This window comes from Azospirillum sp. B4, assembly GCF_000333275.1.
Taxonomy (GTDB): Bacteria; Pseudomonadota; Alphaproteobacteria; order Azospirillales; family Azospirillaceae; genus Nitrospirillum.
In genome coordinates this window covers 27631-54004 of the sequence record NZ_BACU01000074.1, presented here as the reverse complement: position 1 = coordinate 54004, position 26374 = coordinate 27631, and the positions used below count along the sequence as shown (strand labels likewise).

Genomic DNA, 26374 nt, shown 5'->3' with positions numbered 1-26374 from the left:
GATCTGTTCGACCTGACGGCGCAGCGCGCGCGGCTGACGCCGGCGCGCACGGCCCTGGTGGACCTGACCGGCGGCGGCACCACCGGCCGGACGCTGACCTATGCCGATCTGGACGACCGCGCCGCCCGCACCGCCAGCCTGCTGGCCACCCTGGGCGTGGAACCGGGCGACCGCGTGGCCGTGCTGTGCCGCAACCGCCCGGACTTCTTCGTCCTGCTGTTCGCTTGCGCCAAGCGCGGCTGTCTGCTGGTACCGCTGAACTGGCGCATGCCGGCGGCGGAACTGGCCCGCGTGCTGGCCGACTGCCAGCCCCGGCTGCTGGTCCACGGGGAGGAGGATCGAGGCACCGCCCAGGCTTTGGCGGTCCTTGGCCCCGCCACCATCGACCTGGATGATGGTCATGACGCCAATGTGGCGGCCCAGCCGCCGCTGCCGCCGCGTGACACCTGGCCGGCGGACGACATCTGGTACCTGCTCTACACCTCCGGCACCACCGGGGAGCCCAAGGCCGTGCTGTACACCTACGGCATGGCCATGGCGAACTACGTCAACCTGCGCCAGGGCGTTGATCTGTCGGAAAATGACCGCACGCTGAACTATCTGCCGCTGTTCCACACTGCGGGCATCAACCTGCACACCCTGCCGCTGCTGATGGCCGGGGGGGAGGTGCTGGTGCAGTCGGCGTTCGATGCCGGCGCCGTGCTGGACCTGATCGCCCAGGGTCGCATCACCACCTTCTTCGGCGTGCCCGCCGTCTATCGCCAACTGGCCTTGCACCCCCGGTTCAGGGACACCGACCTGTCGGCGGTGCGGCGCTGGGCCTGCGGCGGGGCGCCGCTGGATGACGCCCTGGCCCGGCGCTTCGTGGAACGCGGCGCCCTGGTCTGCAACGGCATGGGCATGACGGAAACGGGCCCCACCCTGTTCCTGAACGACCCCGCCGGCGCCGTCGCCCGCGTGGGCTCCATCGGCAAGCCGCAGATCCTGTGCCGGGTGCGGGTGGTGGACGGCGACGGGCGGGACGTGGCCCCCGGGCAGGTGGGCGAGGCCTGGGTCAAGGGGGCGGCGGTGACGCCCGGCTATTGGCGCCAGCCGGCCGCCACGGCCGCCGTCTTTTCCCCCGACGGCTGGCTGCGCACCGGCGACCTGGTGCGCCAGGACGCCGACGGCTACTACTACCCCGCCGGCCGGTTGAAAGAGATGTTCATCTCCGGTGGCGAGAACGTCTACCCGGTGGAGGTGGAGAACGCCCTGCTGCGCCATCCGGCCGTGCTGGAGGTGGCGGTGGTCAGCGTGCCCGATCCCGTCTGGGGGGAGGTGGGCCAGGCCCACGTGCGCGTTCAACCGGGCACGGAGGTCGACGGTCTGGCGCGTCATTGCCGCGCGCTGTTGGCCGGTTACAAGGTGCCACGCCATTTCGTGCTGGTGGATGATTTCCCGCGCACCGCCGCCGGCAAGATCCAGAAGCACCGCTTGGCCGTGCCCCCGCCGGGCCTGGACCTGGCGTCGTGAGGCTCGACCGGACGCTGAGCCAGGACGATTTCCGGGCCTTCGCCCGGCTGTCGGGCGACGACAACCCCATCCACCTGGACCCGGCCCACGCCGCCCGCACCCGTTTCGGCCGCACCGTGGCCCATGGCGCCCTGCTGTGCGCCATCCTGAGGGGCCTGGCCGCCGATGCTCTGCCGGGGCAGCCCCTGGCCCGGTTGGCGGTGACCTTCCCGGCGCCGGCCTACGCCGATGAGGCGCTGGCCTTCCATGCCGAACCGCAGGACGGGACCCAGGTCCGCGTGGCGGCCCGCCGGCAGGCGGATGGCCAGGCGGTGTGTGAGGGTATCGCCACCCTGGCGCCGCTGACCCCAGACGAGGGCTGGCGCGCGCCGCCGGTCGGCCCTTCCGCGACCGTCACCCGGCTTTACGCCGACCCCGACCTGGGGGCTTATGAGCGCCTGGCCGGCCATCGCCTGCGCGAGCCCCTGGTGCTGAGCCTGTTCTCCTTCCTGCTGGGCGTCCAACTGCCGGGGCCGGGCACCAATTATCTGAAGCAGGAGACGGTGTTCTGGCGCCGGGTACCCCTGGACACGGCCCTGGCCGCCACCGTGACCGTCACCCGCCTGCGGCCGGAGAAGCGCCTTGTCGACCTGGCCACCATCTGCCGTATCCACGACAGCGGCCGGGATGGCGACATCGTCGCCACTGGCCGGGCCCTGGTGCTGGCCCCGCACTGGACCGCCCGGGATTGGACCAGCCATGCCCAATTGAGCGCTTGCCAGGCGTGAGCGGTGGGAGTACCCACCAGCCGTCGGCACCGATGCCGGCATTGTTGCATCAGGAGCGGGGCCGGCGTCCCGCACCAACCTGCCAGCCCAGGCAAGGTGGTTTCCGCTGAGGCGGAGATGTGGCGGCCCCCGGTTCCCGGGCGGCGGCAACCAAGTGGGTAGCAGCGTATGGTCGCATGGCCGGTTCCATCCCGTTTGGAGTGGACTGTTCCCCATGCATATCCCCGCCGCCTTTCCCCAAGCCGTCGCCGCTATCTCGCAGCCCGAGGAGCCCCTGGCCGTCCTCGAGATGGCGCCCGGCCTCACCACGCACCCCGGCGACGCCGTGCACCTGCTGCGGGAGGAGCGGATGGCCCTGGCGGGCGTGGCGGATTGCGTCGCCCGGACCTACGCCGTCATCCACCGCCGGCACGGCACCTACACCCATATCTACACGGTGCTGGACAGTCGCGACCAGGACCGCCGCGTGACCCATCTGCGCCGGGTGCTGGAGGGTGAGCGGGCGGCGGAAGCCCGCGCCTGGGTCCTGGCCGGCCGGCATTATGCACGACTAGCATTTTAGAGCGGAACGCGATCAGGTGGAATCACCTGATTGTGTAAATCCGCTCTATCATGAACAGCTTAAGAGCAAAGCGCGATCACAGGTGATCGCGCTTTGCTCTAACCTAGCCCTTGGGAATGGCGGGCTGGAGATAGCGCAGCAGGCCCATCATCTCCGTGGCGTAGCCATCGACATCGGGCGGGGCGTCCAGCGCGTGCAGGATCTGCGCACGGCCCTGCATCCAGGTGGAGATGATCTGCGCCTGGAAGGAGGAGAGGGGTGCCTGGCCCCGCAGCACCATGGCCAGCGCCACGCCGATGCGGGCGCCCCGGCCCTGGCGGAAGGTCAGGTACAAGGGCGCCAGTGTGGCGTCGCGGCAGGATTCCAGGGCGAAGTCGCCCAGGGCGTGGGTGGTGTTGCGGCCGGCGATGCGACCCCCGTCCACCGGCGCCAGCATGTGGTCCGCCACCGCGCGCAGGAAGAGGGCCAGCGGCGGCAATTCATGATGCACGGCGGGGATTTCCCGCCGCAACTCCTCATGGATGTACTGGAAGGCGCGGCGGATGATGTCCCCGCGGGAGCGGAAATAGTAGGTGGTGGAGGAGAGGGAGACGCCTGCCCGCTGCGCCACGGCGCGGTGGGTCACGGCGGCCACGCCCTGGTCGATGATGGTGGCGACGGCGGCGGCGACGATGCGCTGTTCCGTTTCGCCCGCCTGGTCCAGGCCGTCATCCTGGCCCGCCGGGCGGCGCAGGCGGTCGTGCCACAGGGCGGCCCGGCCGTCCTCCGGATCGCACAGGTGGCGGATGTTCTCCACCACCGACAGGGCGAAGCCCGAGGCGCCGCCGGCCACCAGCAGGGTGGAATGGTCGCCCACCAGGTAATGCGTCATCAGGTCGGCGACATGGGTGGGCAGGCCGGCCAGGGCGAACAGGTCGCGATGGCGGCCCCGCCGTTCCTCATACCATCGCGCCAGGATGGGGCGCAGGGCGGGGGTGTGGCGGGCCTGGTGGATCAACTCATACCACACCAGCTCAATGGTGCCTTGGCGGGCCGACAGGGCCAGCGCCTGCGCCACCAGGGCGTCGGCCAGGGCGAAGACGGGCAGGCCCTCGTCGCCCAGTGAGACGCGGAACCGCCGCCAGGCCTCGCGGTCCCGCTCCATCGCCGCGCCGAAAACGGTGTGGGTCAGGCTGTCCTTGTCGCCCAGGTGATAGGGCACGGCGCTGGTGGACAGACCGGCGGCGGCGGCGAGGTTGCGGACGCTCAACGCCTTCAGGCCCCCCTGGGCCAGCAGGGTGTGCGCCTGGTCGATCAGCCGCTCGCGGGTGCCGTCCTGGCCCCCCTGGGCGCTTCCCCCCTGGGCGCTTCCCCCTGGGGCACTCCCGGGGGTGCCCTGCGCGGTGGCGCGCGACGGGGGCGGCCCCGCCGGCGCCGGCGCCGGGGCATCGGGGGTGGATGGGGCGAGGGGGCTAAGGCCGGGCTTCATGACCGCGCTTCAAACTGTCGACGCGCACTGATAGTCCATCCCTGGCAATACGGCAATGACCCCGTGTCAGGAGAGGTCACATTTGCCGCTGAGGAAGAATGCCCCCCTTCCGCTGGTGGTTGCCAGTAGGCTCCGCCTAGGGTTTTTCGGCCAGGTAGGACGCGCTGAAGGTCTTTTTCGCGGCGGCGATGGGCTTCAGCGTGGGGTAGAATTGGACGAAAGTGGTGTCCACCGCCCCGTGGCTCTGATGGCAGCTGTAGCAGCTCTGCTCCACCGGCAACTGCTCGGCCGGCTTGGGCGTTAGCTCGTTTGCATCGAAGGCGTAGAAGGCCCATCCATCGTCGTGGAAGCGGGCCATGTCCTTCACATGAACCTCCAGGCCCATCACCTCCGGTGTCTGGAAATGGCCGTTCTTGTTGATGGAGCCCTTGTCGGCCGCGCCGCGCACCTCCAGCACGAAGGTGGTCTTGTCCGGCCAGGTCCCCGTCTCCTTGAAGGCCTGGTAGGCCTCGCGGTTCACGAAGACGTTGTCGAACATTGAATGGCCCATGCGCATGGCGGGGCCGTAACTCATGTCCAGGCCGCTGGTGAGAAAGACCCAGTCGCGGTAGCCGGCGGGAAAGGTCAGCTTGTCGTCCTTGTCGAACTGCGGCGTGTAAGGCCCTTCAGCCGCGGTCGAAAGGGTGGCGGGCGCCATCAGCAGGCAAAGCAGGGGCAGCGCCGTCGCGACGCGGCGGACAGGGGGAAACCAGGCCATGGGGCCCTCCGTTGATTCAAGGGGGATGGAAACTCAGGCGGTGCCGGCCATGGTCTTGTCGCCCGGTCCGGCGGGGGAGAAATGCGCCTGGTATTGGCTGGGGGAAACGCCGTAGCGCTGACGGAAGGCCCGGCGGAACGCGTCGGCGCTGCGGAAGCCGATGGCCGGCGCCAGGCTGTCGACGCTCACGCCGGGCTGGACCAGACGGCGGCAGGCCTCGCCCAGGCGCAGGTCGGCGACGTAGTCGGCTGGTGGCCGGCCCAAGGCGGCGGTGAAGCGGCGGCGGAACTGCCGGGGGCTGAGGTTCACGCGCAGGGCCAGTTCCTCCACCGACAGGTCGCGGTGCAGGTTGCCCAGCATCCAGGCCGACAGGTCGGCGAAGCGGTCGGAGGCGCGGCTTTGGAAGCGCAGGGGTTCGGAGAATTGCGCCTGGCCACCTGGCCGCTTCATGAACACCACCAGTTCCCGCGCCGTCGCCAGGGCCAGCGCCGGTCCGTGATCCTCCTCCACCAGCGATAGCGCCAGGTCGATGCCGGCGGTGATCCCGGCCGAGGTGTAGAAGGGGCCGTCCTTCAGGAACAGGGCGTTGCCGCAGACGCTCAGGGCGGGGAAGCGGCGGGCCACGTCGTCGGCGAAGCGCCAGTGGGTGGTGACCCGGCGGCCATCCATCAGGCCGCTGGCCGCCAGGCCGTAGATGCCGGTGCAGACGCTGGCCACCCGGCGGAAGCGCTGGGCGTTGCCGGCCAGCCACCGGGCCACGGCGGTATTGGTCGCGGGCTCACGCAGGCCCTTGCCCCCGGCGATGACCAGCGTGTCCAGTGCCGGCACGTCGTCGGCCGCCAGGCTGTGGCGGGGGGTGAAGGTCAGGCCGGACTCGCTGGTGAAAGATCCGGCCGCGACGCCGATCAGCACGACGCGGTAGGGACGCGACGCCGGTGGCGCGCCGGCGGCCCCCCATTCCGCCAGCCCCCATTCCGCCAGGTCGGCGGCATTGGCGAAGACCTCGGCGGGGCCGGTCACGTCCAGGGCGTTGACGTCGTCATAGCCCACTATCCCGATGCATGCCGGTACGCGCGTCATTCCCCATCCCCGCCACCCATGTCCGCCTAAGGACACGTCATGGCGGGCAGTATCGGCCGGGCGGGCGCCGGGCGGAAGGACATCCACCCGACACTTCCGGCCATCCCCGGTGGCACCATGCGGAATGGCACCATCGTCAAGGGTTCAGGGAACTTCATGCCCCTGGCTGGCCTGCAGGATTTGGAACCAGTGCTGGCGCTGCATCTTCAGCTGCGCCGCCCGCATGTAGGTACGCACGCGTTCTAGCCGGCTGGTGCCCAGCACCGGCACGGGCCGCGACGGGTGGCGCATCAGCCAGGCCAGGGCCACCGTGCCGGGGTCGCCCACCCCCATCTCCCCGCCGACGGCCTCCAGCGCCGCCAGGGTACGGCGCGCCTGTTCCGTGGCGCCGGTGAACAGGCCGCCGCCGCCCAGGGGCGACCAGGCCATGGGCCGCATGCGCATTTCCAGCGCATGGTCCAGCGTGCCGTCGAACAGGGGGGCCAGCGTGGTGACGGAGAATTCGATCTGGTTGGTGACCAGCGGCCGCGCCATGCGCGATTGCAGCAGGCGCACTTGCGATGGGCTGTGGTTGGACACGCCGACATGGCGGATCATGCCGGAGCGCAACAGCCGGTCCAGCGCGTCGGCGGTGTTGTCCGGGTTCATCAGCGGATCGGGCCGGTGCAGCAGCAGCAGGTCGATATAGTCCGTGCCCAGGTTGCGCAGCGATTGTTCCACCGAGGCGACGATATGGTCGCCACAGCTATTGTAGTGCTTGACCACATGGCCGGGGCGCTGGGGCGACAGCAGGGCGATGTCGCACTTGGTGATCAACTGCAGGGACGAGCGCTTGCCGCCCCATTCCTTCAGCGCCTGGCCGAACAATGCCTCCGCCCCGTAATCGCCGTAAATGTCGGCATGATCGAAGCTGCTGATGCCCAGTTCCAGGCATCCGTCCAGGAAGCGGGCAAGCTTTGCCGGGGTGTCGGTTTCTTCCCCCTCGCGCGAGCGCCAGGCGCCCCAGACCAGCGGCGACAGCCGGGGGCCTTCGGCATGCAGGCAGCTCTGGGCGTCGGGGACGGGCGGGATATGGTTCACGGTGCCAGGCATGGAAGCGATCCGTTTGTGATGGGGGCCGTTTGTGATGGAGGCCAATTCTGGTGGGAATGGAAGCCGTTTGAAAACCGTCTGTGATCATGGGGACCGTCATCATCCCCCCTTGTCCTGTGCCGATCTTCGGCCTCTCCGGGGACCGCCGTCGAGTGGAAAACGTCAATTTCCCGCCTTATGCCGTGTCCATCCGCCCTGGCCACGACCCTGGGTGGGGTGCCGCCCCCGGGCGCACCATCCCAGGGCGCTGGATTGGCGTCTTGCGCCGCCTCAGGGGCGGCTGGCACAATCCATGCATTATTGTTGGGGCACGCATCAGTGTTGGGCCATGCATCGCCGTGGGGCGAGATGTCCGCACCGGGGTTGAGAGGGGGCTGCGATGGGCCTGACCATACTGTTCGATGACAGCCGCCGCGTTCCCGACGACATCCTCAGCATGACCGGCGTCACCAGCTTCGGCGGCCTGATCCACGGCCGTCGCACCCTGCTTCGCCATGCGCAGGAGGCGGCGCAGGAGGCGGGCCTGCCCCCGCCGGTGGTACTGGCCACCCGTGCCGCCGTGGATGAGGCGGCGGAGCGGGCGGGATCGGCCCCGGCGTCCACCCAGTTCCTGCTGTTTCCCGCCAACCTGGCCGCCACCGGCCCGCGTGGTCACCTGACTCAGCTGCTGAAGGCCCTGTCCCAGAGTGCCGGCAACCACGCCTGGCCGGTGCGCACCGCCGCCGACTGGACCGGCTTGGTGCTGGTGGAACAGCGCCTGGCGGAGGGGGCCGTGGGCGCGCTGGCCCAAGGGCGCCTGCGGGAATTCGTGTCCCGGCGGCGCAAGGACTTCACGACCCCCGATCAGGCGGATCTGGGTCTGGTCGACCTGCGCGACCCGGCGCAGTTCGTGGGCTTCCTGGCCAACAATTTCGATGCCCGCCACTTCAACTCCATCAGCGACGGGCCGGACTACACCCTGGTGAAGCGCTCCCGCGACCGGGCCAAGCTGCGGCGGGAGTTCGAGTACTACGGCCTGCTGCCGGCGCAGCAGCGCATCTACTTCGTCCAGCCCTTCGATTTCCAGGATGATGGGGAGACCGCCAGCTATCGCATGGAGCGTCTGCTGATCGCCGACATGGGCATCCAGTGGGTGCACGGCGTCATGACACCGGCGGACTTCGGCCTGTTCCTGGACCGGGTGTTCAGCTACGTCACCCAGCGGCCGGCCAAACGGGTGGCCCGGCCGGAGGGCAGGGCGGTCATGGACCGGCTCTACCGCGACAAGGTGGTGGACCGGGTGGCCTTGCTGAAGGGCCTGCCGGCCTATCGTGACCTGGCGCCCCTGCTGGCCCGGGCCGTGGGCGGCGTGGATGCCCTGGTGGAGCGCTATCTGGCGGCCTATGAGGCCCTGCGCGACCGTTTCCCCGCCGACCGCCTGGTGGTGGGCCACGGCGACCTCTGCTTCTCCAACATCCTCTATTCCAAGACGACGCAGCTTCTGCGCTTCATCGATCCGCGCGGGGTTGAGTCGGCCGATGAGCTGCACACCGATCCCTATTACGACGTCGCCAAGCTGTCCCATTCCATCCTGGGCGGCTATGACTTCGTCAACAGCGGGCAGTATGAGGTGGCGCTGGACGCCGACCTGCGCCTGACCCTGGCCAACAACGCCGGTGACCGCGACTGGGCCCAGGCGCAATTCCGCGAGCGCCTGACCCCTGCGGGCTTCGACCCGCTGCTGGTGCGGCTGTGCGAGGCCTCGCTGTTCATCAGCATGGCGCCCTTGCACATCGACGTGCCGAAGAAGATCCTGGGCTTCGCCCTGACCGCCCAATCCATCCTGGATGAGATCGAAACGGCGCGCGCCGGGGCCGCCTGAGGGAGATCGCACGTCCATGTCCACCACGCCCCCGCCCACGGTCATCATCACCATGGCGGGCATGGGCCAGCGCTTCCGCGACGCAGGCTACACCGTGCCCAAGTACCGGATCGAGGCGCACGGCCGCACCCTGTTCGCCTGGTCGATGCTCAGCCTGCGCTCCTTCATCACTGCCGGATCGCCCTTCATCTTCGTGGCCCTGCGCCAGGACGGGGCGGAGGGCTTCATCCGCGCGCAGGCGGAAGCGCTGGGCATCCGCGACGTGGCCGTGGTGGAACTGGACGCCCTGACGGACGGCCAGGCGACCAGCGCGCTGGCGGCCCAGGCAGCGGTCGCCCATCCCGACCGGCCCATGCTGGTCTACAACATCGATACCCACGTGGACCCCGCCCACCTGCCGGCGGACGCCGTGCGCGGTGACGGCTGGGTCCCGTGCTTTCCCGGGCCGGGGGCGGCGTGGAGCTTTGCCCGCGCCGACGGGACCGGCCGCATCCAGGAGCTAAGGGAGAAGGAGCGCATCTCCGACGATGCCACGGTTGGGCTCTACTGGTTCTCCTCCTTCACCCTCTATGCCCGCTCCTATGCCGAGTTCTTCGCCGACCCGGCCAACATGGCGAAGGGGGAGAAGTACATCGCCCCGCTCTACAACCACCTGATCCGGGCGGGACGGCCCGTCTACCTGCACCGTATGCCGTTCCAGGCCGTGGTGCCGCTGGGCACCCCGGTGGAGGTGGCGCGCTTCCTGGAGGCCATGCCGCCGGCGTTGTGAGCGTTCAAGGGGGAGGGCTCTGGCGTTGGGTGCTGGCCGAGGCATACTGTCCTTCTTTCGGATGAGGTGCCCAGACATGACTGCCACCGTCACCCCCTTCCTCATGTTCAATCCGGTGGATGGGCAAGCCCAGGCCGACCGGGCCCTGGCCCTCTATGCCTCGGCCTTTCCGGATGTGGAGGTGCTGGAAATGACGCGCTATGACGCCGAAGGCCCCGGTGCCGCCGGCAGCGTGCAGAAGGCCCGCTTCCGCATCGGCGCGCAGGAAGTGCTGTGCATCGATAGCCCCATCACCCACGCCTTCACCTTCACGCCGTCCGCATCGCTGTTCGTGGAATTCACCGACACCGCCGCCCTGGACCACGCCTATGCCACGCTGGCGGAGGGGGGCGGCGTCCTCATGCCGCTGGACGCCTACCCCTTCAGTCCACGCTATGCTTGGCTGGCGGATCGGTTCGGCGTGTCGTGGCAGCTGGGTTTGGCCTGATGCGCCTTATTGTCCTGCATGGGCGGAGGCACTATCATTGAATGATAGAGATAGGTGAGATGATGCCCAGCAGCTACACCCTCGGCCGCCATTTCGAGGAATTCATTCAGAGTCAACTGCACAGCGGCCGGTACAACAACGCCAGCGAAGTCGTTCGTGATGGCCTGCGTCTGCTGGAGGCGCGGGAGCGTCGTCTCACCGCCCTGGATGCCGCCTTGGCCGAAGGGGTCGCGGATATCGAAGCGGGGCGGGTTTATGACCTGCGGGATGTCTGCGATGAGCTTGAAGCGGAAATTGCCGCTTTGCCCGACACCCCGCGCCAATGAAGGTGGTCCTTTCAGCCCGCGCCCGGGCTGGTTTGCGCACGATCGCCCTGTTCATCGCCCGTGACAACAAGGCGCGTGCGATAACCTTCATACGCGAGCTGGAGCGGTGCGCACTTGAAATCGGCCGCATGCCTGAGGCTTTCCCTTTGCTTCCGACCCATGAAGCAAGCGGTATTCGCCGGCGTGTTTTTCGCGACTACCTGATCTTTTATCGCATTCAGGCGGGCCAAGTGGATGTCGTGCACATTCTGCACGGTGCCCAAGACTACGATAGTCTTTTGTTTTCAGACGAATAAAGGCGATTCTTAGTATCGCCACCAGAGCATCGCCCTGTCCTCATGGCTCCAGTAGAGATTGATGGGATCGCACTCGCCGTCCTGAATGGACAGGGCTTTCACCCCCTTGCCAGCCTTGCAGCCGGGCAGTAGCCCGTCCCCGGTGTCACACGCCAGGTCACGGAGGGTCAGCGTGACGGGCAGGGTACACACGCCCTCTTGGACGCCGCCGCCGATGGCGAACTCCAGAATCTGGGGGACGTGGCGCCCCTGCTTGCGCCCCCGGCGCACCGCCAGCAGAAGCGTGTGGTCGCGATAGCCCAGGACGGCCTGGTCGAGCACGCCGTCGCCGTTGAAATCGGCACACACCATGGACGTACTATCCCAGCGCACGTCCTTGGCGGAGTGTGCCAAGTCGGACAGGGTTTGCGTGGCGGCGGCGCCATCGGGGCAGGGTGCGGCCATCCCCAGGCGCGGAGCGAGCGGGCAGAGCAGGGTGAACAGGCCGCCCACCATCAGGCGGCTGGACATCCTCACGCCAGCACCCCGCCCAGGATCAGGTCCTGGTGCAGGCGGATCAGATCTTCCTCGCCCATGCGGCCGGCGGGGTTGTACCAGGCGCACACGCCGGTCAGCATGGCCAGGATGGCGTAGGCGGTGACGGGCGGGTCGGTGCGCTTGAACTGGCCGGCGGCCATGCCATCCTCCAGAATGGCGACCAGCAGGCGCTCATACTCCCGGCGCATGGCCAGGATGGTGGTGCGATTCTCCCCTTCCAGGCTGCGCAGTTCCGACCCGCCGATGAACACCTCATCGGTGCGGTTGATGTGGTAGGAGACGTGGAAACGGATGAAGCGCCGCAGCCGGTCCAGGGGATCGGTCGTCCCGTCGAGCGCCGCCGCCACCTCGGCCGACAGGGCCACCATGTGATCGCGGATCAGGATGAACAGCAGTTCCTGTTTCGACTGGATGTAGTTGTACATGGACCCGGGCTGGATGCCGACCTCCTGCCCCAGCTGGCGCAGGGTGATGGCCTCATAGCCATGCTGGCGGATCAGGCGCAGGCCCGCCGCGCGGATCGCCTCCATCGTCTTCGGGCCGCGAGAGCCCACCGTGCGCACCATGCCCAAAAATCCAATCTCAAACGTTTCCGGGACTTAGCCCGTCCCGGCCTTGCGACTTTTCGGGCCACGGCTGGCGTCCGTCAAGATCGCGCCCCATTTCACCCCTAAATCACCCTTGCGGCCGACCCGAAAGAAACGTATGACCGTTTGTAAATAAGCAATGTCACATTCCCCGAGGGAGGACAAGCCCGCCATGTCGATCTCCGCCGCGTTCCCCACCATGGACTTTGGCCTTGGCGAAACCGCCGACATGCTGCGCGACGCCGTCACGGCGTTCTCCGCCGCGGAGATCGCCCCCCGCGCGGCGGAGATCGACCGCACCGACCAGTTCCCCATGGACCTGTGGCGCAAGCTGGGTGACCTGGGCGTGCTGGGCGTGACGGCGGAGGAGGAGTACGGCGGCGCGGCCATGGGCTATGTCGAGCACATGGTGGCGATGGAGGAGATCAGCCGGGCCTCGGCCTCCGTGGGCCTCAGCTACGGCGCCCATTCCAACCTGTGCGTCAACCAGATCCGCCTGAATGGCCGACCCGAGCAGAAGGCCCGCTACCTGCCCAAGCTGATCTCGGGTGAGCATGTCGGCGCCCTGGCGATGAGCGAGCCTGGCGCCGGCTCCGACGTCGTGTCCATGAAGCTGCGGGCGGAGCGCCGGGGCGACCGCTACGTCCTGAACGGCACCAAGATGTGGATCACCAACGGCCCCGATGCCGATACCCTGGTGGTTTATGCCAAGACCGACGTCACGGCCGGGCCGAAGGGCATCACCGCCTTCCTGATCGAGAAGGGCTTCAAGGGTTTCTCCTGCGCGCAGAAGCTGGACAAGCTGGGCATGCGCGGCAGCCACACCGGCGAACTGGTGTTCGAGGACTGCGAGGTGCCGGAGGAGAACATCCTGGGCCAGTTGGGCGGCGGCGTCCGCGTGCTGATGAGCGGCCTGGATTATGAGCGCGCCGTGCTGGCCGCCGGCCCCCTGGGCATCATGCAGGCCTGCCTGGACGTGGTGGTGCCCTACGTCCACGACCGGGAGCAGTTCGGCCAGCCCATCGGCGAGTTCCAGTTCATCCAGGGCAAGGTGGCGGACATGTATGTGGCGCTGAACTCCGCCCGCGCCTATGTCTACGCCGTGGGCCGGGCGGCGGACGCCAAGCGGATCACCCGCAAGGACGCGGCCGGGGCCATCCTGCTGGCCGCCGAAAGCGCCACCAAGTGCGCGCTGGACGCCATCCAGGTCCTGGGCGGCAACGGCTACATCAACGAATACGCCACCGGCCGCCTGCTGCGCGACGCCAAGCTGTACGAGATCGGCGCCGGCACCTCCGAAATCCGCCGCATGCTGATCGGCCGGGAACTGTTCCGCGAAAGCGCTTCTTGATAGGCGTCTTCAGCCCACTGGGTTCACCCTGCCTGACATAAGGGGGTCACCCACGTCATGCCCCAGCTGATTTCCCAGATCGACACCCGCGCCGCCGCCTTCGCCGACAACGTGGCGGCCATGCGCGCCCTGGTCGACGACCTGCACACCACCGTCACCGGCATCAAGCAGGGCGGGGGTGAGAAGGCGCGGGCCAAGCACCTGTCGCGCGGCAAGCTGCTGCCCCGCGACCGGGTGCGCCACCTGCTGGACCCGGGCAGCCCCTGGCTGGAGCTGTCGCAACTGGCCGCCCACGGCGTCTATGACGACGTGGTGCCGGCCGCCGGCATCCTGACCGGCATCGGCCGCGTCTCCGGCACCGAGTGCGTGGTGGTGGCCAATGACGCCACGGTCAAGGGCGGCACCTATTACCCCCTGACGGTGAAGAAACACCTGCGGGCGCAGGAGATCGCGCGGGAGAACAACCTGCCCTGCGTGTATCTGGTGGACAGCGGCGGCGCCAACCTGCCCAACCAGGATGAGGTCTTTCCCGACCGCGACCATTTCGGCCGCATCTTCTATAACCAGGCCACCATGTCGGCCGCCGGCATCCCCCAGATCGCCGTGGTCATGGGCAGTTGCACCGCCGGCGGCGCCTACGTTCCCGCCATGGCGGACGAGTCCATCATCGTCCGTAACCAGGGCACCATCTTCCTGGGCGGCCCGCCCCTGGTGAAGGCCGCGACGGGGGAGGTGGTGAGCGCTGAGGATCTGGGCGGCGCCGACGTGCACAGCCGCACCAGCGGCGTCACCGACCATCTGGCCCAGAACGATGCCCACGCCCTGGCCATCGCCCGGCGCATCGTCGGCAATTTGAACCGGGTGAAGGCGCCGGCCGTGGCCCTGCGTGAGCCGGTGGCGCCCAAGTATGCGGCGGAGGAGATCTACGGCATCATCCCCACCGACAGCCGCAAGCCCTTCGACGTGCGGGAGATCATCGCCCGGCTGGTCGACGGGTCGGAGTTCGACGAGTTCAAGCAGCTGTACGGCACCACGCTGGTCTGCGGCTTCGCCCACCTGTGGGGCTATCCGGTGGGCATCATCGCCAACAACGGCATCCTGTTCTCCGAAAGCGCGCTGAAGGGCGCGCACTTCATCGAGCTGTGCAATCAGCGCGGCATCCCGCTGATTTTCCTGCAGAACATCACCGGATTCATGGTCGGGCAGAAGTATGAGAACGCCGGTATCGCCAAGGACGGCGCCAAGCTGGTGACGGCCGTGGCCTGCGCCAGGGTGCCCAAGTTCACCGTCATCATCGGCGGCAGCTTCGGCGCCGGCAACTACGGCATGTGCGGCCGGGGCTATTCCCCGCGCTTCCTCTTCATGTGGCCCAACGCCCGCATCAGCGTCATGGGCGGGGAGCAGGCGGCTGGCGTGCTGGCCACCGTGAAGCGCGACGGCCTGGAAGCCCAGGGCAAGAGCTGGAGTGCGGAGGAGGAGGAGGCGTTCAAGGCCCCCATCCGCGCCCAGTATGAACACCAGGGCCACCCGTATTACGCCAGCGCCCGCCTGTGGGACGATGGCATCATCGACCCCGCCGAGACGCGCATGGTGCTGGCGCTGTCCCTTTCCGCCGCCCTCAATGCCCCGGTGGAAAAAACCACCTACGGCGTCTTCCGGATGTGAGATCAAGACCATGACCGATGTTCTTGCCACGGTGGATCAAGTCGGCGTTGCCACCGTCACCCTGGACCGGCCGGCCCTGCACAACGCCTTCAACGAGGGCGTGATCGCCGAGCTGACCCAGCTGTTCGAGCAGCTGGGCGCCGATCCGGACGTGCGCGTCATCCTGCTGAAGGGCAACGGCCCCAGCTTCTCCGCCGGCGCGGACCTCGACTGGATGCGCCGGATGGCGGGCTACAGCCGGGACCAGAACCATGCCGACGCCCTGCGTCTGGCCACCATGTTGCGCACCCTGAATCGCTGCCCGAAGCCCACCATCGCGGTGGTTCAGGGTGCCGCCTTTGGCGGCGGCGTGGGCCTGGTGGCCTGCTGCGACATCGCCATCGCGGCGGAGGGCGCCACCTTCTGCCTGTCGGAGGTGAAGCTGGGCCTGATCCCCGCCACCATCGGCCCCTATGTCGTGGCCGCCATGGGGGAGCGCGCCTGCCGCCGCTATTTCCTGACGGCGGAACGCTTCAGCGCGGCGGACGCCTTGGCCCTGGGCCTGGTGCACCAGGTGGTGCCGGCCGACCAGCTGGACGCCGCCGTGGCCTCGCTGGTGACGCGGCTGGGCGACGGCGGTCCCGCCGCCCAGGCGGCGGCCAAGGCCCTGGTCTTCGACTGCGCCAACCGGCCGGTGACCGATGAGTGATCAGCGACACGGCGGAGCGCATCGCCCGTATCCGGGCCACCGACGAGGGGCGGGAGGGCATCACCGCCTTCCTGGAAAAGCGCAAGGCCAATTGGGTGAAATCGCCCGCCGGGGACAAGGCAGGGGACAAGTGAGATGATCGATACGCTGCTGATCGCCAACCGCGGTGAAATCGCCTGCCGCATCATCCGCACGGCCCGCCGCCTGGGCATCCGCACGGTCGCCGTTTATTCCGACGCCGACGCCGATGCCCTGCATGTGGCCCTGGCGGACGAGGCGGTGCGCATCGGCGCCGCGCCGGCCCGGGACAGCTACCTGCGTATGGACGCCATCCTGGACGCGGCCGCCCGCACCGGCGCGCAGGCCATCCACCCTGGCTATGGCTTCCTGTCGGAAAACGCCGGTTTCGCCGAGGCCTGCGCCGCCGCCGGCCTGATCTTCGTCGGCCCGCCGGCCAGCGCCATCCGCGCCATGGGCGGCAAGTCCGAGGCCAAGGCCCTGATGGAAACCGCCGGCGTGCCCCTGGTGCCGGGCTACCATGGGGCGGAGCAGAACAGCGGCGTGCTGGCGGCGGAGGCGGCCCGCATCGGCTTCCCCGTGCTGATCAAGGCGTCGGCCGGCGGCGGCGGCAAGGGCATGAAGGTCGCCAGCTCGGCGGAGGATCTCCATGAGCAGCTGGCTTCGGCCAAGCGCGAGGCCCAGGCCGCCTTCGGCAACGACCGGGTGCTGATCGAGAAGTATCTGGGCCGGCCGCGCCATGTGGAGATCCAGGTCTTCGCCGACGGCCACGGCAACTGCGTCTACCTGTTCGAGCGCGACTGCTCCATCCAGCGCCGCCACCAGAAGGTGGTGGAGGAGGCACCGGCGCCCAACCTGCCGCTGGAGCTGCGGCAGGAGATGGGGGCGGCGGCCGTGGCGGCGGCCAAGGCCATCGGCTATGTCGGCGCCGGCACGGTGGAGTTCCTGCTGGACCCGGTGGAGACGGGCGGCGACGGCCGTTTCTACTTCATGGAGATGAACACCCGTCTGCAGGTGGAACATCCGGTGACGGAGTACATCACCGGCCAGGACCTGGTGGAGTGGCAGTTGCGCGTGGCGGCCGGTGGCACCCTGCCGCTGAGCCAGGACCAGCTGGCGGTCAACGGCCACGCCATCGAGGTGCGCCTCTATGCCGAGGATCCGGACAAGGGCTTCCTGCCGCAGACCGGCACCTTGGCCCATCTGCGCTTCCCCGAGGCTGGACCGGCATCGGGGGGGCACGTCCGTGTGGACACGGGCGTGCGGCAGGGCGACGCCATCTCCATCCATTACGACCCCATGATCGCCAAGCTGATCGTGTGGGACGTGGACCGGCCGGCGGCGGTGCGGCGCCTACGCCAGGCGTTGGCGGCGACGGAAGTGGGCGGCCTGGCCGCCAATATCCCCTTCCTGGCCGCCATCGCCGGTCATCCCGCCTTCCTGGCGGCCGATCTGGACACCCGCTTCATCGAGCGGTATCAGGCCGACCTGCTGCCCCCGGCGGCGGCTCCGTCCGGCGACACGCTGACCCTGGCCGCCCTGGGTGTGCTGTTGGAACGCCGGGCGGAGACGCTGGCCGCCGCCGCGCGCACCAACGATCCCTGGAGCCCCTGGGCAACGGGCGACAGTTGGCGCCTGAACGACGCCGTGGCGGAGGTGCTGACCTTCGGTGACGGGCGTGAGGGCGGCGAACCGCAGGAGGTGCGGGCGGCCCGGCGGCGTGACGGCGGCTTCGATGTCACCCTGCCCGGGGGGGAGGAGGTTTCGGCCAGCGCGCGCTTCGCCCCCGACACCGCTCATGGCGATGGCCGCCTGGTGGCGGAGATCGGCGGGCAACGTCTGACGGCCGGCTGGTCGCGCCGGGGGCGTGAGGTTGACCTGTTCCGTGCCGGCCGGCACCACCGCCTGACCCTGATCGACCCCCTGGATGTCGGGGTGGTTGATGCCGGCGGTGGCGGGCGCCTGGTCGCGCCCATGCCCGGCAAGGTCATCGCCGTGCTGGTGGCGGCTGGCGACCGGGTGGAAAAAGGGCAGGGCCTGGTGGTGTTGGAGGCCATGAAGATGGAGCACACCATCAAGGCTCAGGGCCCCGGCACGGTGGAGGCCGTGCGCTACGCCATCGGCGACCAGGTTCCGGACGGCGCCGAGCTGATCATCGTCAGGGGGGATGAGGCATGATGGACGTCCGTATCGTCGAGGTCGGTCCCCGCGACGGCCTGCAGAACGAGTCCGCCCTGGTGCCCACCGACACCAAGGTGACGCTGATCGACCGGCTATCGGCCACGGGCCTGACGGTGGTCGAGGCTGGCGCCTTCGTCTCGCCCAAGTGGGTGCCGCAGATGGCGGACACGGCCGACGTGCTGGCGCGGATCAGGCGGCCGGCGGGCGTGCGCTTCCCCGTGCTGGTGCCCAACGAGCGGGGCCTGACCCAGGCACTGGCGGCCGGGGTGACGGAGATCGCCGTCTTCGCCGCCGCGTCCGAGGCCTTCTCCCAGCGCAACATCAACTGTTCCATCGCCGAAAGCCTGGACCGCTTCGCCCCCGTCGCCCGTCAGGCGCGTGACGCGGGCGTGGCGGTGCGCGGCTACGTCTCCTGCGTGCTGGGCTGCCCATATGAGGGCGCCATCGATCCGGCCAAGGTGGCGGAAGTCTCCGCCCGCCTGATGGACCTGGGCTGCGCTGAAATCTCGCTGGGCGACACCATCGGCGTGGGCACGCCGGCCAAGGCGCGGGCCCTGATCCGCCGTGTCGCCCAAGAGGTGCCGGTGGCCCAACTGGCCGCGCATTTCCACGACACCTACGGCCAGGCCCTGGCCAACTTGCTGGCCAGCCTGGAGGAGGGCGTGCGGGTCATCGACAGCTCCGTCGCCGGCCTGGGCGGCTGTCCCTACGCCAAGGGCGCCACCGGCAACGTGGCGACGGAGGACGTGGTCTACATGCTGGAGGGGCAGGGGCTGTCCACCGGCGTGGACTTGGACGCGCTGGCCGCCATCGGTGGCTGGATCTCCGATGCCATCGGCCGCCCCAACGCCAGCCGCGCCGGCCGCGCCCTGCTGGCCAAGAAGGCATGAGACACAGCTATCCGCTGATCTGTCGCAGCACCAAGTCTTGAAGCGCGGTGGCGGCCTGGCTCAGCCGCGCTCCGGCCCGGGTGAGCAGACCGAGGGTGCGGCTCAGCTCCGGTTCCCGCATCGGCAGGCCCACCAGGCTGGGATAGGCGTTATTGGCCAGAGCCAGACCGGGAAGCACCGCGACCCCCAGCCCGGCGGACACCAGCCCCAGCGCGCCCGCGACATGGTTGGCCTCATAATGGATGGTGGGCCGGCGCGGCAGGCCGGCCAGTACGTTTTCGATCAGCACCCTGTTGCCGCTGTTCAGTGACACAGCGATCAGGCGTTCCCTCTCCAGGTCAGCCCAGCGGGCCGTCGTCGCGACCGCCAATGGATGGTCCTGCCGGACGGCCAGCACATAGGGTTCGTTGCGGATGGGCGTGAAGTCGATATCCGCGTTCTGGGCCCCCAGGAAGCTGATGCCGATATCGGCCTCGCCCTCCAACACCGCATCCAGCACCTTGCCGGCGCTTTCGTCGATGATGCGGATGCGCACGCCCGCATGGGTTTCAGCATAGAGACGCAGGATTTCCGGCAACACGTGGTTGGCCACGGAGGGCACGCAGGCCACCGTCACCAGTTGCTTGGCCCGGCTGGCGCGTTCCACCATGCTGGCGCGGGCGAGGTCCAGTTCCTCCAGGATGACGACGGCGTGGTTCAGGAATTGCCGGCCGGCGTCCGTCATTTCCACCTTGCGCGTGGTGCGTTCCAGCAGGCGCATGTCCAGCGCCGCCTCCAGCTTTTCGATCCGCCGGCTCAGGGCGGGCTGGGAGATGTGCAGCCTGTCCGCCGCCGCGCGGAAGTTCAGCGTCTGCGCCACAGTGACGAAGGCCAGTACCTCCCCGAATTCGAAATCCAGCCGCATGGCACCTCCCATTGATGCGTCATATTTATTAATTAAGAAGATAAATGCAATTCCTGTCCGCCGGGCTCCGCCGCACAATGCCGGCGATATTAAAACCGGAGGAGACGGACATGACCGGAAGTGACCCCCGTTCAGCGGGCGGCGTCATTTCGCGCGCGGTCGCCCTGCTGTTGCTGGTGTCGCCCTTGCCGGCCAGCGCGGCGGATCTGCACGTGGCCAGTTCCGGTGGCTTCGCCGCCGCCTACAAGGCCCTGGCGCCCGAATTTGAAAAGCGCACCGGGCACACGCTGGTTTCGGTGTGGGGCCCCTCCATGGGTGACACACCGCAGGCCATTCCCAATCGATTGCGCCGGCATGAGGATGTCGACGTCGTCATCATGGTGGGCGACAGCCTGGACAATCTGGTGCGGGAAGGCGAGGTGATGGACGTCGATCACCGGGTTCTGGCCCTGTCCAAAATCGGCATGGCCGTCAAGGCGGGCGCCCCGCACCCGGACATTTCCACCGTCACCGCTTTGAAAAAGGTGCTGCTGCACGCCAAATCCATCGCCTATTCGGACAGCGCCAGCGGCGTCTTCCTGTCCACGGTCCTGTTCGACCGCCTGGGCATCGCCGACGCCATGAAGGACAAGGCCCACATGATCCCGGCGGAGCCTGTGGGCGCCGTGGTCGCCCGCGGCGAGGCGGAGATCGGCTTCCAGCAGATCAGCGAATTATTGCCGTTGCCCGGCATCGACATCGTCGGGCCTCTGCCCGATGACGCCCAGAAGGTGACGCCGTTTTCCATCGGCATCGCCGCCGGGGCGCGCGACAAGGCGGCGGCCGAGGAGCTGATCGCGTTCCTGTCGTCGCCGGAGGCCGCACCCCTGATCATCAAATCCGGGCTGGTGCCCGCCAACACAGCCGGTCGCTGAGGTCCCCATATGCCAGGCTCCACCATGAAACAGCCCTCCAGGCTGGCCACAGTGCTGCGCGTGACAAGCGGCAACTTCCTGGAGATGTTCGACTTTTTCCTTTATGGTTTTTACGCCCCCTACATCGCGACCACCTTCTTCCCCAGTGGGAACGACACCGCGTCGCTGATGCTGACCTTCGCCACCTTCGGGGCGGGGTTCCTGATGCGGCCGGTGGGGGCGGTCATCCTCGGTAGCTATATCGACAGGATCGGTCGCAGCAAGGGCCTGGTGCTGACGCTGGCCATCATGGCGCTGGGCACGGTGCTGATCGCCTTCGTGCCCGGGTACGCCAGCATCGGGCTGCTGGCCCCCGCCCTGGTGCTGATCGGCCGCCTGCTGCAGGGCTTTTCCGCCGGGGTGGAGATGGGGGGCGTCTCGGTCTATCTGGCGGAGATGGCCACGCCGGACACCAGGGGGTTCTACGTCAGCTGGCAATCCGCCAGCCAGCAGGCGGCGATCATGGCCGCGGCCCTCATCGGCTATGGGCTGAACCAGGTTCTGTCGGCGCAGCAGGTCCATGATTGGGCCTGGCGTGTCCCCTTCTTCATCGGCTGCCTGATCGTGCCGGTGATCTTCGTCATCCGCCGCTCCCTGCAGGAGACGGCGGCATTCCAGGCCCGCACGCATCATCCCAGCTTCCGGGAAAGCATCCTGTCCATCGCCGCCAACTGGCGGCTGGTGGTGGCCGGCATGATGATGGTGGTGATGACCACCGTCTCGTTCTACCTCATCACCGTCTATGCCCCGACCTACGGCAAGAGCGTGCTGAAGCTGGGGGCCGGCGACAGCCTGCTGCTGACCTTCTGCGTCGGCCTGTCCAATTTCATCTGGCTGCCCGTGATGGGTGCCTTGTCCGACAAGGTGGGGCGCCGGCCCCTGCTGATGACGTTCACCATCCTGGCCATGCTCACCGCCTATCCGGTGCTGAGCTGGCTGGTCCATGACGTCAGCTTCGGTCACATGCTGATCGCCGAGCTATGGCTGTCCTTCCTCTATGCCAGCTATAACGCGGCGGCCGTCGTGACGCTGACGGAGGTGATGCCGCCGGAGGTGCGGACGGTGGGCTTCTCGCTGGCCTACAGCCTGGCCACGGCGCTGTTCGGCGGCTTCACGCCCCTGGTGTCGACCTGGCTGATCGAGTTGACGGACGACAAGGCGGCACCCGGCCTGTGGATGGCCGCCGCCGCGCTGTGTGGTTTGCTGTCGGTCCTCATGGTCTACCGTCGTGACGCGGCGGCCCCGGACATGGTGGCGGATACCGTTTGATGTCAATTCCCTAACGGATGAGTTGCCGCCGCGCCGCCTCGCCAACCGCCGCTGACACAGCCAAGCCACTGGACATCTGGGGACCGGGCGGTAGAAAATGGAAACGGCAGGGGCCCGACAGGGGCCAGCCATAAGTCGGGGTGGAGCTGGCGGCGAAGACCGGCCCACCCGTATCCAACTTCGGGGAGTAGCGCACAATGATGTCCAGCCACGGAATCCATCGACGATCCTGTCCACGGGCCGATGTCCCCGACGCATCCGACCTGTCCGATGCCGGGAAGGCGCGCGTCCATAGTTGACCTGTCAACGGTCATCGTCGCGCCTTTTTACAGCCCAATACCCTCATGACCGACTGCGCCCGGAAAAGCGGCGTGGTGTCGTTTCCTATGGCCTCCGGCCTTTTTTGGAACGATTCCGCGTACTTAGAGCTTCTCCGAGCGGCCGGCGCCCCGGGCCTTCAAGGGACGGGACAGCGTCAGGTCTGCCGCCAGCGGTTTCGCGGATCGAAAGGTAGAAGAATTCCATGAGCAGCACCGTCACCCCATCCTCTTCCCTTACCGGCGCCCCCACCACCAACCAAGCCCTGCTGCGCTGGGTTGACGAGGTCGTCGCCCATTGCCAGCCGGCCGCCGTTCATTGGTGCGACGGCAGCCAAGAGGAATACGACCGGCTGTGCGAAGAGATGGTGGCCCAGGGCACCTTCATCCGGCTGAACCCGGCCAAGCGGCCCAACTCCTTCCTCTGCCGGTCGGACGCCGGCGACGTGGCGCGGGTGGAGGATCGCACCTTTATCTGCACCCCCACCCCGGAAGAGGCCGGCCCCACCAACAACTGGGCCGATCCGGACGAGATGCGCCAGACGCTGCAGGGCCTGTTCAAGGGCAGCATGCGCGGCCGCACCCTTTATGTCGTGCCGTTCAGCATGGGGCCGCTTGGCTCCCCCATCTCCCACATCGGGGTTCAGCTGTCCGACAGCCCCTATGTCGCCGTGAACATGCGCATCATGACCCGCATGGGTGCCGCGGTGCTGCGCCAGTTGGGCGACGGCGATTTCGTTAAGTGCCTGCACTCCGTCGGGGCGCCGCTGGCGGCCGGGCGGAAGGACGTGGCCTGGCCCTGCAACGCCCGGCACAAGTACATCGTCCACTTCTCCGAAACGCATGAGATCGTCAGCTACGGCTCCGGCTACGGTGGCAACGCGCTCTTGGGCAAGAAGTGCTTCGCCCTGCGTATCGCCTCCATCCTCGGGCGGGAGGAGGGCTGGCTGGCCGAGCACATGCTGATCCTGGGCGTGGAAAACCCGGAGGGGGAGAAGACCTATGTCGCCGCCGCCTTCCCCTCCGCCTGCGGCAAGACCAACTTCGCCATGATGGTGCCCCCGGCCGCCTTCGACGGCTGGAAGGTGCGGACCATCGGTGACGACATCGCCTGGATCAAGCCGTCGCCCGACGGCACGCTGCGCGCCATCAATCCGGAGGCTGGGTTCTTCGGCGTGGCGCCGGGTACCAGCCTTAAGTCCAACCCCAACGCGTTGCTGACCCTGCACGCCAACGTCATCTTCACCAACTGCGCGCTGACCGATGATGGCGACGTGTGGTGGGAAGGCCTGACCGACACCCCGCCGGACCATTTGATCGACTGGGAAGGCAAGGACTGGACGCCCGGCTGTGGTCGCAAGGCGGCGCATCCCAATGCCCGCTTCACCGCGCCCGCCAGCCAGTGCCCCAGCATCGATCCGGCTTGGGAAGACCCGGCCGGTGTGCCCATCAGCGCTTTCATCTTCGGTGGCCGCCTGTCGCGCACCTTCCCCCTGGTGTTCGAGACCCGCAGCTGGACCGAGGGCGTCTACTGGGCGGCCACCCTGGGCTCGGAAGCCACCGCTGCCGCCGTGGGCCAAGCCGCGATCCGCCGCGACCCCTTCGCCATGCTGCCCTTCTGCGGCTATAACATGGCGGAGTACTGGCGCCATTGGCTGGACATGGCCGGCAAGCTGGACGACCTGCCGCGCATCTACCGGGTCAACTGGTTCCGTAAGGACGAAAACGGCAAGTTCGCCTGGCCCGGCTTCGGCGACAACATGCGCGTGCTGAAGTGGATCGTGGACCGTGTGCGTGGCCGCGCCACCGAGGCGGAGGACAGCGTGTTCGGTCTGACGCCGCGCTACGACGACCTGACCTGGACCGGCCTGGACTTCGGGCCGGAGCGCTTCGCCGCCGTCATGGCGGTGGATCCGGTGGAGGCGGAGACCGAATTGCGCGACCAGTCGGAGCTGTTCGGCCGCTTCGGCGGCGACACGCCGCAGGAGATGATCGACCAGCAGGACGCCCTGCTGGACCGCCTGGCCCAGAACCGCGAAGCGGCCTGAGGTTTTGGACATGGGAAGGCCCCGGACGGACCGCCATCCGGGGCCTTTTTCAGGGGCGCGGGTTCAGTAGCCCTGGCACCAGTACACGAAGGCGACGGTGTTCCAGGACGCGGGTCCCACAGGGCGCCCGCCGGAATCCTGGCCGCCGATGACGAAGCCCGACAGGCTGGGGTCGTCGAACGGCAGTTTCACGACGGTGGAGGGGGCGTAGCCGCCGCCGGGATCGTAGGACATGGTGATGCTGACGGTGCGGCCGTTGCCGGGCGGCAGGATCAGCTGGCCGACCAGCTTGTTGTTCTGGCTGCCCGTGCCGGTCCAGGTGACCGGCGTCTGGCCCGTGGCCTCGACGACGATGCGCTGGGCCCAGTAGGCGGAATTGGTGAAGCCGTTGATCTTGATCGTCGTGCCATCCGGCACGGGGAATGTGGCGGTATTGTACATGCGGATCCTCCGGGGGCTCAGGGCTGCCGTTCGCAACCTTGGCGCGTAAAAACGCCGGACCAACTCATACATCCGTTTGCGGGTGTTTCCCACAAAAATAGAGTCTTTGGGTTGTGGCTCTGTCGAACTGTCCGGAGAGACGAAGACGCTGTCAGTCGCCGGCGGCCGGAGCGATGACCCGCAGGCTGGTGGCGTAGCGGCGCATGATGGCCAATGCCAGCAGCGCGCAGAGGCCAAGCATGGCCGGCAAGGTCAGCAGCAGGGATAGATCCAGCCGGCTTTCATCGCGCAGCACCTTGTCCGTGACCAAGGCGACCACGGACGGGCCCGCCCCCAGGCCCAGCAGGGTGGCGACCAGCACCGCCGCCGCGTGCTGCACGCCCCGCAGGCGGTTGGGCGTGATCTCCTGCAGGGTGGCGGGGCTGGACCCGATGGCCACGGTCATGCAGCCGATGAGGGGACCCAGCCAGGACAGGGCCGTGGTTCCATCAGGCGCGCGCAGGGCGGGATACAGCAACAGGCCGGCGGCCACGGCGCCGCAGACCATCACCACCAGTCGCCCGGGGGCCAGCCCCCGGCGGCGCAGGGCGTCACCGATGATGCCGGCCAGCAGGGCGCCGCCGGCACCGAAGGCCATGATGCGCCATCCCAGGCCCTGGCCGATGGCCAGCGGGGTCATGTGATGGACGCGGACCAGGAGGCTGGGCGCCCACGCCCCCAGGCTGTACAGCGACATGGCGGCGCAGGTGCCGGCCAGGTTGACCGTGAAGGCGCTGACGCCGTGGGCGCGGTAATAGGCCCGGATCTCGGCCCAGTCCGGCACCACCTGGGCGCCGGGGCCAGTCCGCGCCGGCTCCCGCAGGCTGGCGACCCATAGGGCCATCAGCAGCCCCAGGGGGCCCAGCAGCAGGAAGATAACCTGCCAGCCGCGCAAGGCGCCCACCATGGGCAGCACGACATCCGGCGGCAAGTGGTGCAGCACCAGCCCGCCCATGATCAGGGCCAGGCCCGCGCCCAGGTAGGGGCCCATGTTATAAAGGCCGATGGCCAGGCCCAGCCGCCGCCCACGGAACAAATCACCGATCAGCGAATAGGCGGCGGGCGTCATCACCGCCTCGCCAAAGCCCACGCCCACCCGGGCCAGGAACAGGATGGGGAAGGACCGAACCAGGCCGCAGGCGGCCGTGAACAGGCTCCACGCCGCGATACCGGCGGCCAGCACCCGCGTGCGCCGGCGGCGGTCGATCAGCCGTCCGATGGGCAGACCGCCGATGGACAGGAACAGGGCGAAGGACAGCCCCTGCAGCAGGCTGACCTGCAGGTCGCTCAACCCCAGGTCGGCCTTCATCGGCACCGCCAGCAGGCTCAGGATCTGGCGGTCGACGAAGGCCAGCACATAGGCCAGCACCAGCACCACCAGCACATAGACGGAATAAGCCACCGGCACGCCCCCACATCTCCCGCTCGCACACCGGCCCAATCACCCAACCCGGTGCCAGCCGGTAGTATACACATCCGTGTAGTCACTCAAGAGCGGGGGTATGGGCA

24 protein-coding genes, 1 pseudogene and 1 riboswitch are annotated in these 26374 nt (G+C 68.3%); of the genes and pseudogenes, 16 read left to right on the top strand and 9 right to left on the bottom strand.

Translation table 11 applies throughout. The annotated features are described in order from the left end of the window. The 3 genes from I55_RS03310 to I55_RS36775 all read left to right on the top strand — a co-directional run. A partial coding sequence (locus I55_RS03310) for an AMP-binding protein (RefSeq protein ID WP_064742461.1) occupies nt 1-1512 on the top strand: 1512 nt, incomplete at its 5' end. After that, nucleotides 1509-2279: a MaoC/PaaZ C-terminal domain-containing protein gene (locus I55_RS37580; RefSeq protein WP_085939923.1), complete on the top strand. Its 771-nt coding sequence runs from the start codon at nt 1509-1511 to the stop codon at nt 2277-2279. The genes I55_RS03310 and I55_RS37580, both read left to right, overlap by 4 nt. A gap of 41 nt (nt 2280-2320) precedes the next feature. Further along, nucleotides 2321-2443: riboswitch (SAM-I-IV-variant riboswitch) on the top strand. Nucleotides 2444-2493: 50 nt separating this feature from the next. Next, nucleotides 2494-2841, top strand: coding sequence for a hypothetical protein (locus tag I55_RS36775; protein ID WP_044559069.1), 348 nt, complete (start codon nt 2494-2496; stop codon nt 2839-2841). A 103-nt stretch (nt 2842-2944) separates the two neighbouring features. On the opposite strand, the gene I55_RS38925 is transcribed toward I55_RS36775, so the two are convergent. From I55_RS38925 to I55_RS03275, 4 genes are all read right to left on the bottom strand, one after another. Further along, nucleotides 2945-4309: a TetR/AcrR family transcriptional regulator gene (locus I55_RS38925; protein WP_044559068.1), complete on the bottom strand. Its 1365-nt coding sequence runs from the start codon at nt 4307-4309 to the stop codon at nt 2945-2947. A gap of 136 nt (nt 4310-4445) precedes the next feature. Continuing rightward, nucleotides 4446-5066, bottom strand: coding sequence for a cytochrome P460 family protein (locus I55_RS03285; RefSeq protein WP_083900808.1), 621 nt, complete (start codon nt 5064-5066; stop codon nt 4446-4448). A 33-nt stretch (nt 5067-5099) separates the two neighbouring features. Beyond that, nucleotides 5100-6146 (bottom strand): GlxA family transcriptional regulator, encoded by a 1047-nt coding sequence (locus I55_RS03280; RefSeq protein ID WP_044559067.1) that lies wholly within the window; start codon nt 6144-6146, stop codon nt 5100-5102. 144 nt (nt 6147-6290) lie between these two features. Continuing rightward, nucleotides 6291-7238, bottom strand: a complete 948-nt coding sequence (locus I55_RS03275; protein ID WP_044559080.1) for an aldo/keto reductase family oxidoreductase — start codon at nt 7236-7238, stop codon at nt 6291-6293. Between the two features lie 379 nt (nt 7239-7617). Here I55_RS03275 and I55_RS03270 point away from each other — a divergent pair, with 379 nt between their 5' ends. From I55_RS03270 to I55_RS03250, 5 genes are all read left to right on the top strand, one after another. Continuing rightward, a complete protein-coding gene (locus tag I55_RS03270) occupies nt 7618-9099 on the top strand; it encodes a hypothetical protein (protein ID WP_044559066.1) in 1482 nt (493 codons plus the stop codon). A gap of 16 nt (nt 9100-9115) precedes the next feature. Further along, nucleotides 9116-9868 carry a hypothetical protein gene (locus I55_RS03265; RefSeq protein WP_044559065.1) on the top strand — a complete coding sequence of 251 codons (753 nt, stop codon included), beginning with the start codon at nt 9116-9118 and terminating at the stop codon, nt 9866-9868. A gap of 76 nt (nt 9869-9944) precedes the next feature. Continuing rightward, a complete protein-coding gene (locus I55_RS03260; RefSeq protein ID WP_044559064.1) occupies nt 9945-10355 on the top strand; it encodes a VOC family protein in 411 nt (136 codons plus the stop codon). A gap of 59 nt (nt 10356-10414) precedes the next feature. Beyond that, nucleotides 10415-10681 carry a type II toxin-antitoxin system ParD family antitoxin gene (locus I55_RS03255; protein WP_252180993.1) on the top strand — a complete coding sequence of 89 codons (267 nt, stop codon included), beginning with the start codon at nt 10415-10417 and terminating at the stop codon, nt 10679-10681. Then, on the top strand, nt 10678-10977 hold the full coding sequence (locus I55_RS03250) for a type II toxin-antitoxin system RelE/ParE family toxin (protein ID WP_044559063.1): 300 nt from the start codon (nt 10678-10680) through the stop codon (nt 10975-10977). The genes I55_RS03255 and I55_RS03250 overlap by 4 nt, the downstream gene beginning before the upstream one ends. Nucleotides 10978-10986: 9 nt before the next feature. Here I55_RS03250 and I55_RS03245 read toward each other — a convergent pair whose 3' ends face one another. Both I55_RS03245 and I55_RS03240 read right to left on the bottom strand, forming a co-directional pair. Further along, a complete protein-coding gene (locus I55_RS03245) occupies nt 10987-11493 on the bottom strand; it encodes a hypothetical protein (protein WP_159107098.1) in 507 nt (168 codons plus the stop codon). Continuing rightward, nucleotides 11490-12080 carry a TetR/AcrR family transcriptional regulator gene (locus I55_RS03240; RefSeq protein WP_044559061.1) on the bottom strand — a complete coding sequence of 197 codons (591 nt, stop codon included), beginning with the start codon at nt 12078-12080 and terminating at the stop codon, nt 11490-11492. The genes I55_RS03245 and I55_RS03240 overlap by 4 nt, the downstream gene beginning before the upstream one ends. A 193-nt stretch (nt 12081-12273) precedes the next feature. Here I55_RS03240 and I55_RS03235 point away from each other — a divergent pair, with 193 nt between their 5' ends. The 5 genes and pseudogenes from I55_RS03235 (at nt 12274) to I55_RS03215 (ending at nt 18894) form a co-directional block, all read left to right on the top strand. Continuing rightward, entirely contained in the window at nt 12274-13452 is a 1179-nt protein-coding gene (locus tag I55_RS03235; protein WP_044559060.1) for an isovaleryl-CoA dehydrogenase, read from the top strand. A 57-nt stretch (nt 13453-13509) separates the two neighbouring features. Beyond that, nucleotides 13510-15117 carry a carboxyl transferase domain-containing protein gene (locus I55_RS03230; RefSeq protein ID WP_044559059.1) on the top strand — a complete coding sequence of 536 codons (1608 nt, stop codon included), beginning with the start codon at nt 13510-13512 and terminating at the stop codon, nt 15115-15117. Nucleotides 15118-15127: 10 nt separating this feature from the next. Further along, nucleotides 15128-15939, top strand: a pseudogene (locus I55_RS03225) (enoyl-CoA hydratase/isomerase family protein). 1 nt (nt 15940) lies between these two features. Next, a complete protein-coding gene (locus I55_RS03220) occupies nt 15941-18001 on the top strand; it encodes an acetyl/propionyl/methylcrotonyl-CoA carboxylase subunit alpha (RefSeq protein WP_044559058.1) in 2061 nt (686 codons plus the stop codon). Further along, nucleotides 17998-18894 (top strand): hydroxymethylglutaryl-CoA lyase, encoded by an 897-nt coding sequence (locus tag I55_RS03215; protein WP_044559057.1) that lies wholly within the window; start codon nt 17998-18000, stop codon nt 18892-18894. Before I55_RS03220 ends, I55_RS03215 begins: the two co-directional genes overlap by 4 nt. A gap of 7 nt (nt 18895-18901) precedes the next feature. On the opposite strand, the gene I55_RS03210 is transcribed toward I55_RS03215, so the two are convergent. Next, nucleotides 18902-19798: a LysR family transcriptional regulator gene (locus tag I55_RS03210; protein WP_044559056.1), complete on the bottom strand. Its 897-nt coding sequence runs from the start codon at nt 19796-19798 to the stop codon at nt 18902-18904. Nucleotides 19799-19908: 110 nt separating this feature from the next. Between I55_RS03210 and I55_RS03205 the strand changes: the two genes are divergently transcribed. The 3 genes from I55_RS03205 (at nt 19909) to I55_RS03195 (ending at nt 24385) form a co-directional block, all read left to right on the top strand. Further along, the gene (locus I55_RS03205; RefSeq protein WP_044559055.1) at nt 19909-20712 is read left to right on the top strand and encodes a substrate-binding domain-containing protein; all 804 of its coding nucleotides are present in this window, start codon (nt 19909-19911) and stop codon (nt 20710-20712) included. A gap of 24 nt (nt 20713-20736) precedes the next feature. Continuing rightward, nucleotides 20737-22020 (top strand): MFS transporter, encoded by a 1284-nt coding sequence (locus I55_RS03200; RefSeq protein WP_085939925.1) that lies wholly within the window; start codon nt 20737-20739, stop codon nt 22018-22020. Between the two features lie 523 nt (nt 22021-22543). Next, nucleotides 22544-24385: a phosphoenolpyruvate carboxykinase (GTP) gene (locus I55_RS03195; RefSeq protein WP_044559051.1), complete on the top strand. Its 1842-nt coding sequence runs from the start codon at nt 22544-22546 to the stop codon at nt 24383-24385. A gap of 63 nt (nt 24386-24448) precedes the next feature. On the opposite strand, the gene I55_RS03190 is transcribed toward I55_RS03195, so the two are convergent. Both I55_RS03190 and I55_RS03185 read right to left on the bottom strand, forming a co-directional pair. After that, on the bottom strand, nt 24449-24826 hold the full coding sequence (locus tag I55_RS03190) for a hypothetical protein (protein ID WP_044559050.1): 378 nt from the start codon (nt 24824-24826) through the stop codon (nt 24449-24451). Nucleotides 24827-24977: 151 nt separating this feature from the next. Further along, nucleotides 24978-26273, bottom strand: a complete 1296-nt coding sequence (locus I55_RS03185; protein ID WP_044559049.1) for an MFS transporter — start codon at nt 26271-26273, stop codon at nt 24978-24980. Nucleotides 26274-26374 lie beyond the last annotated feature (101 nt).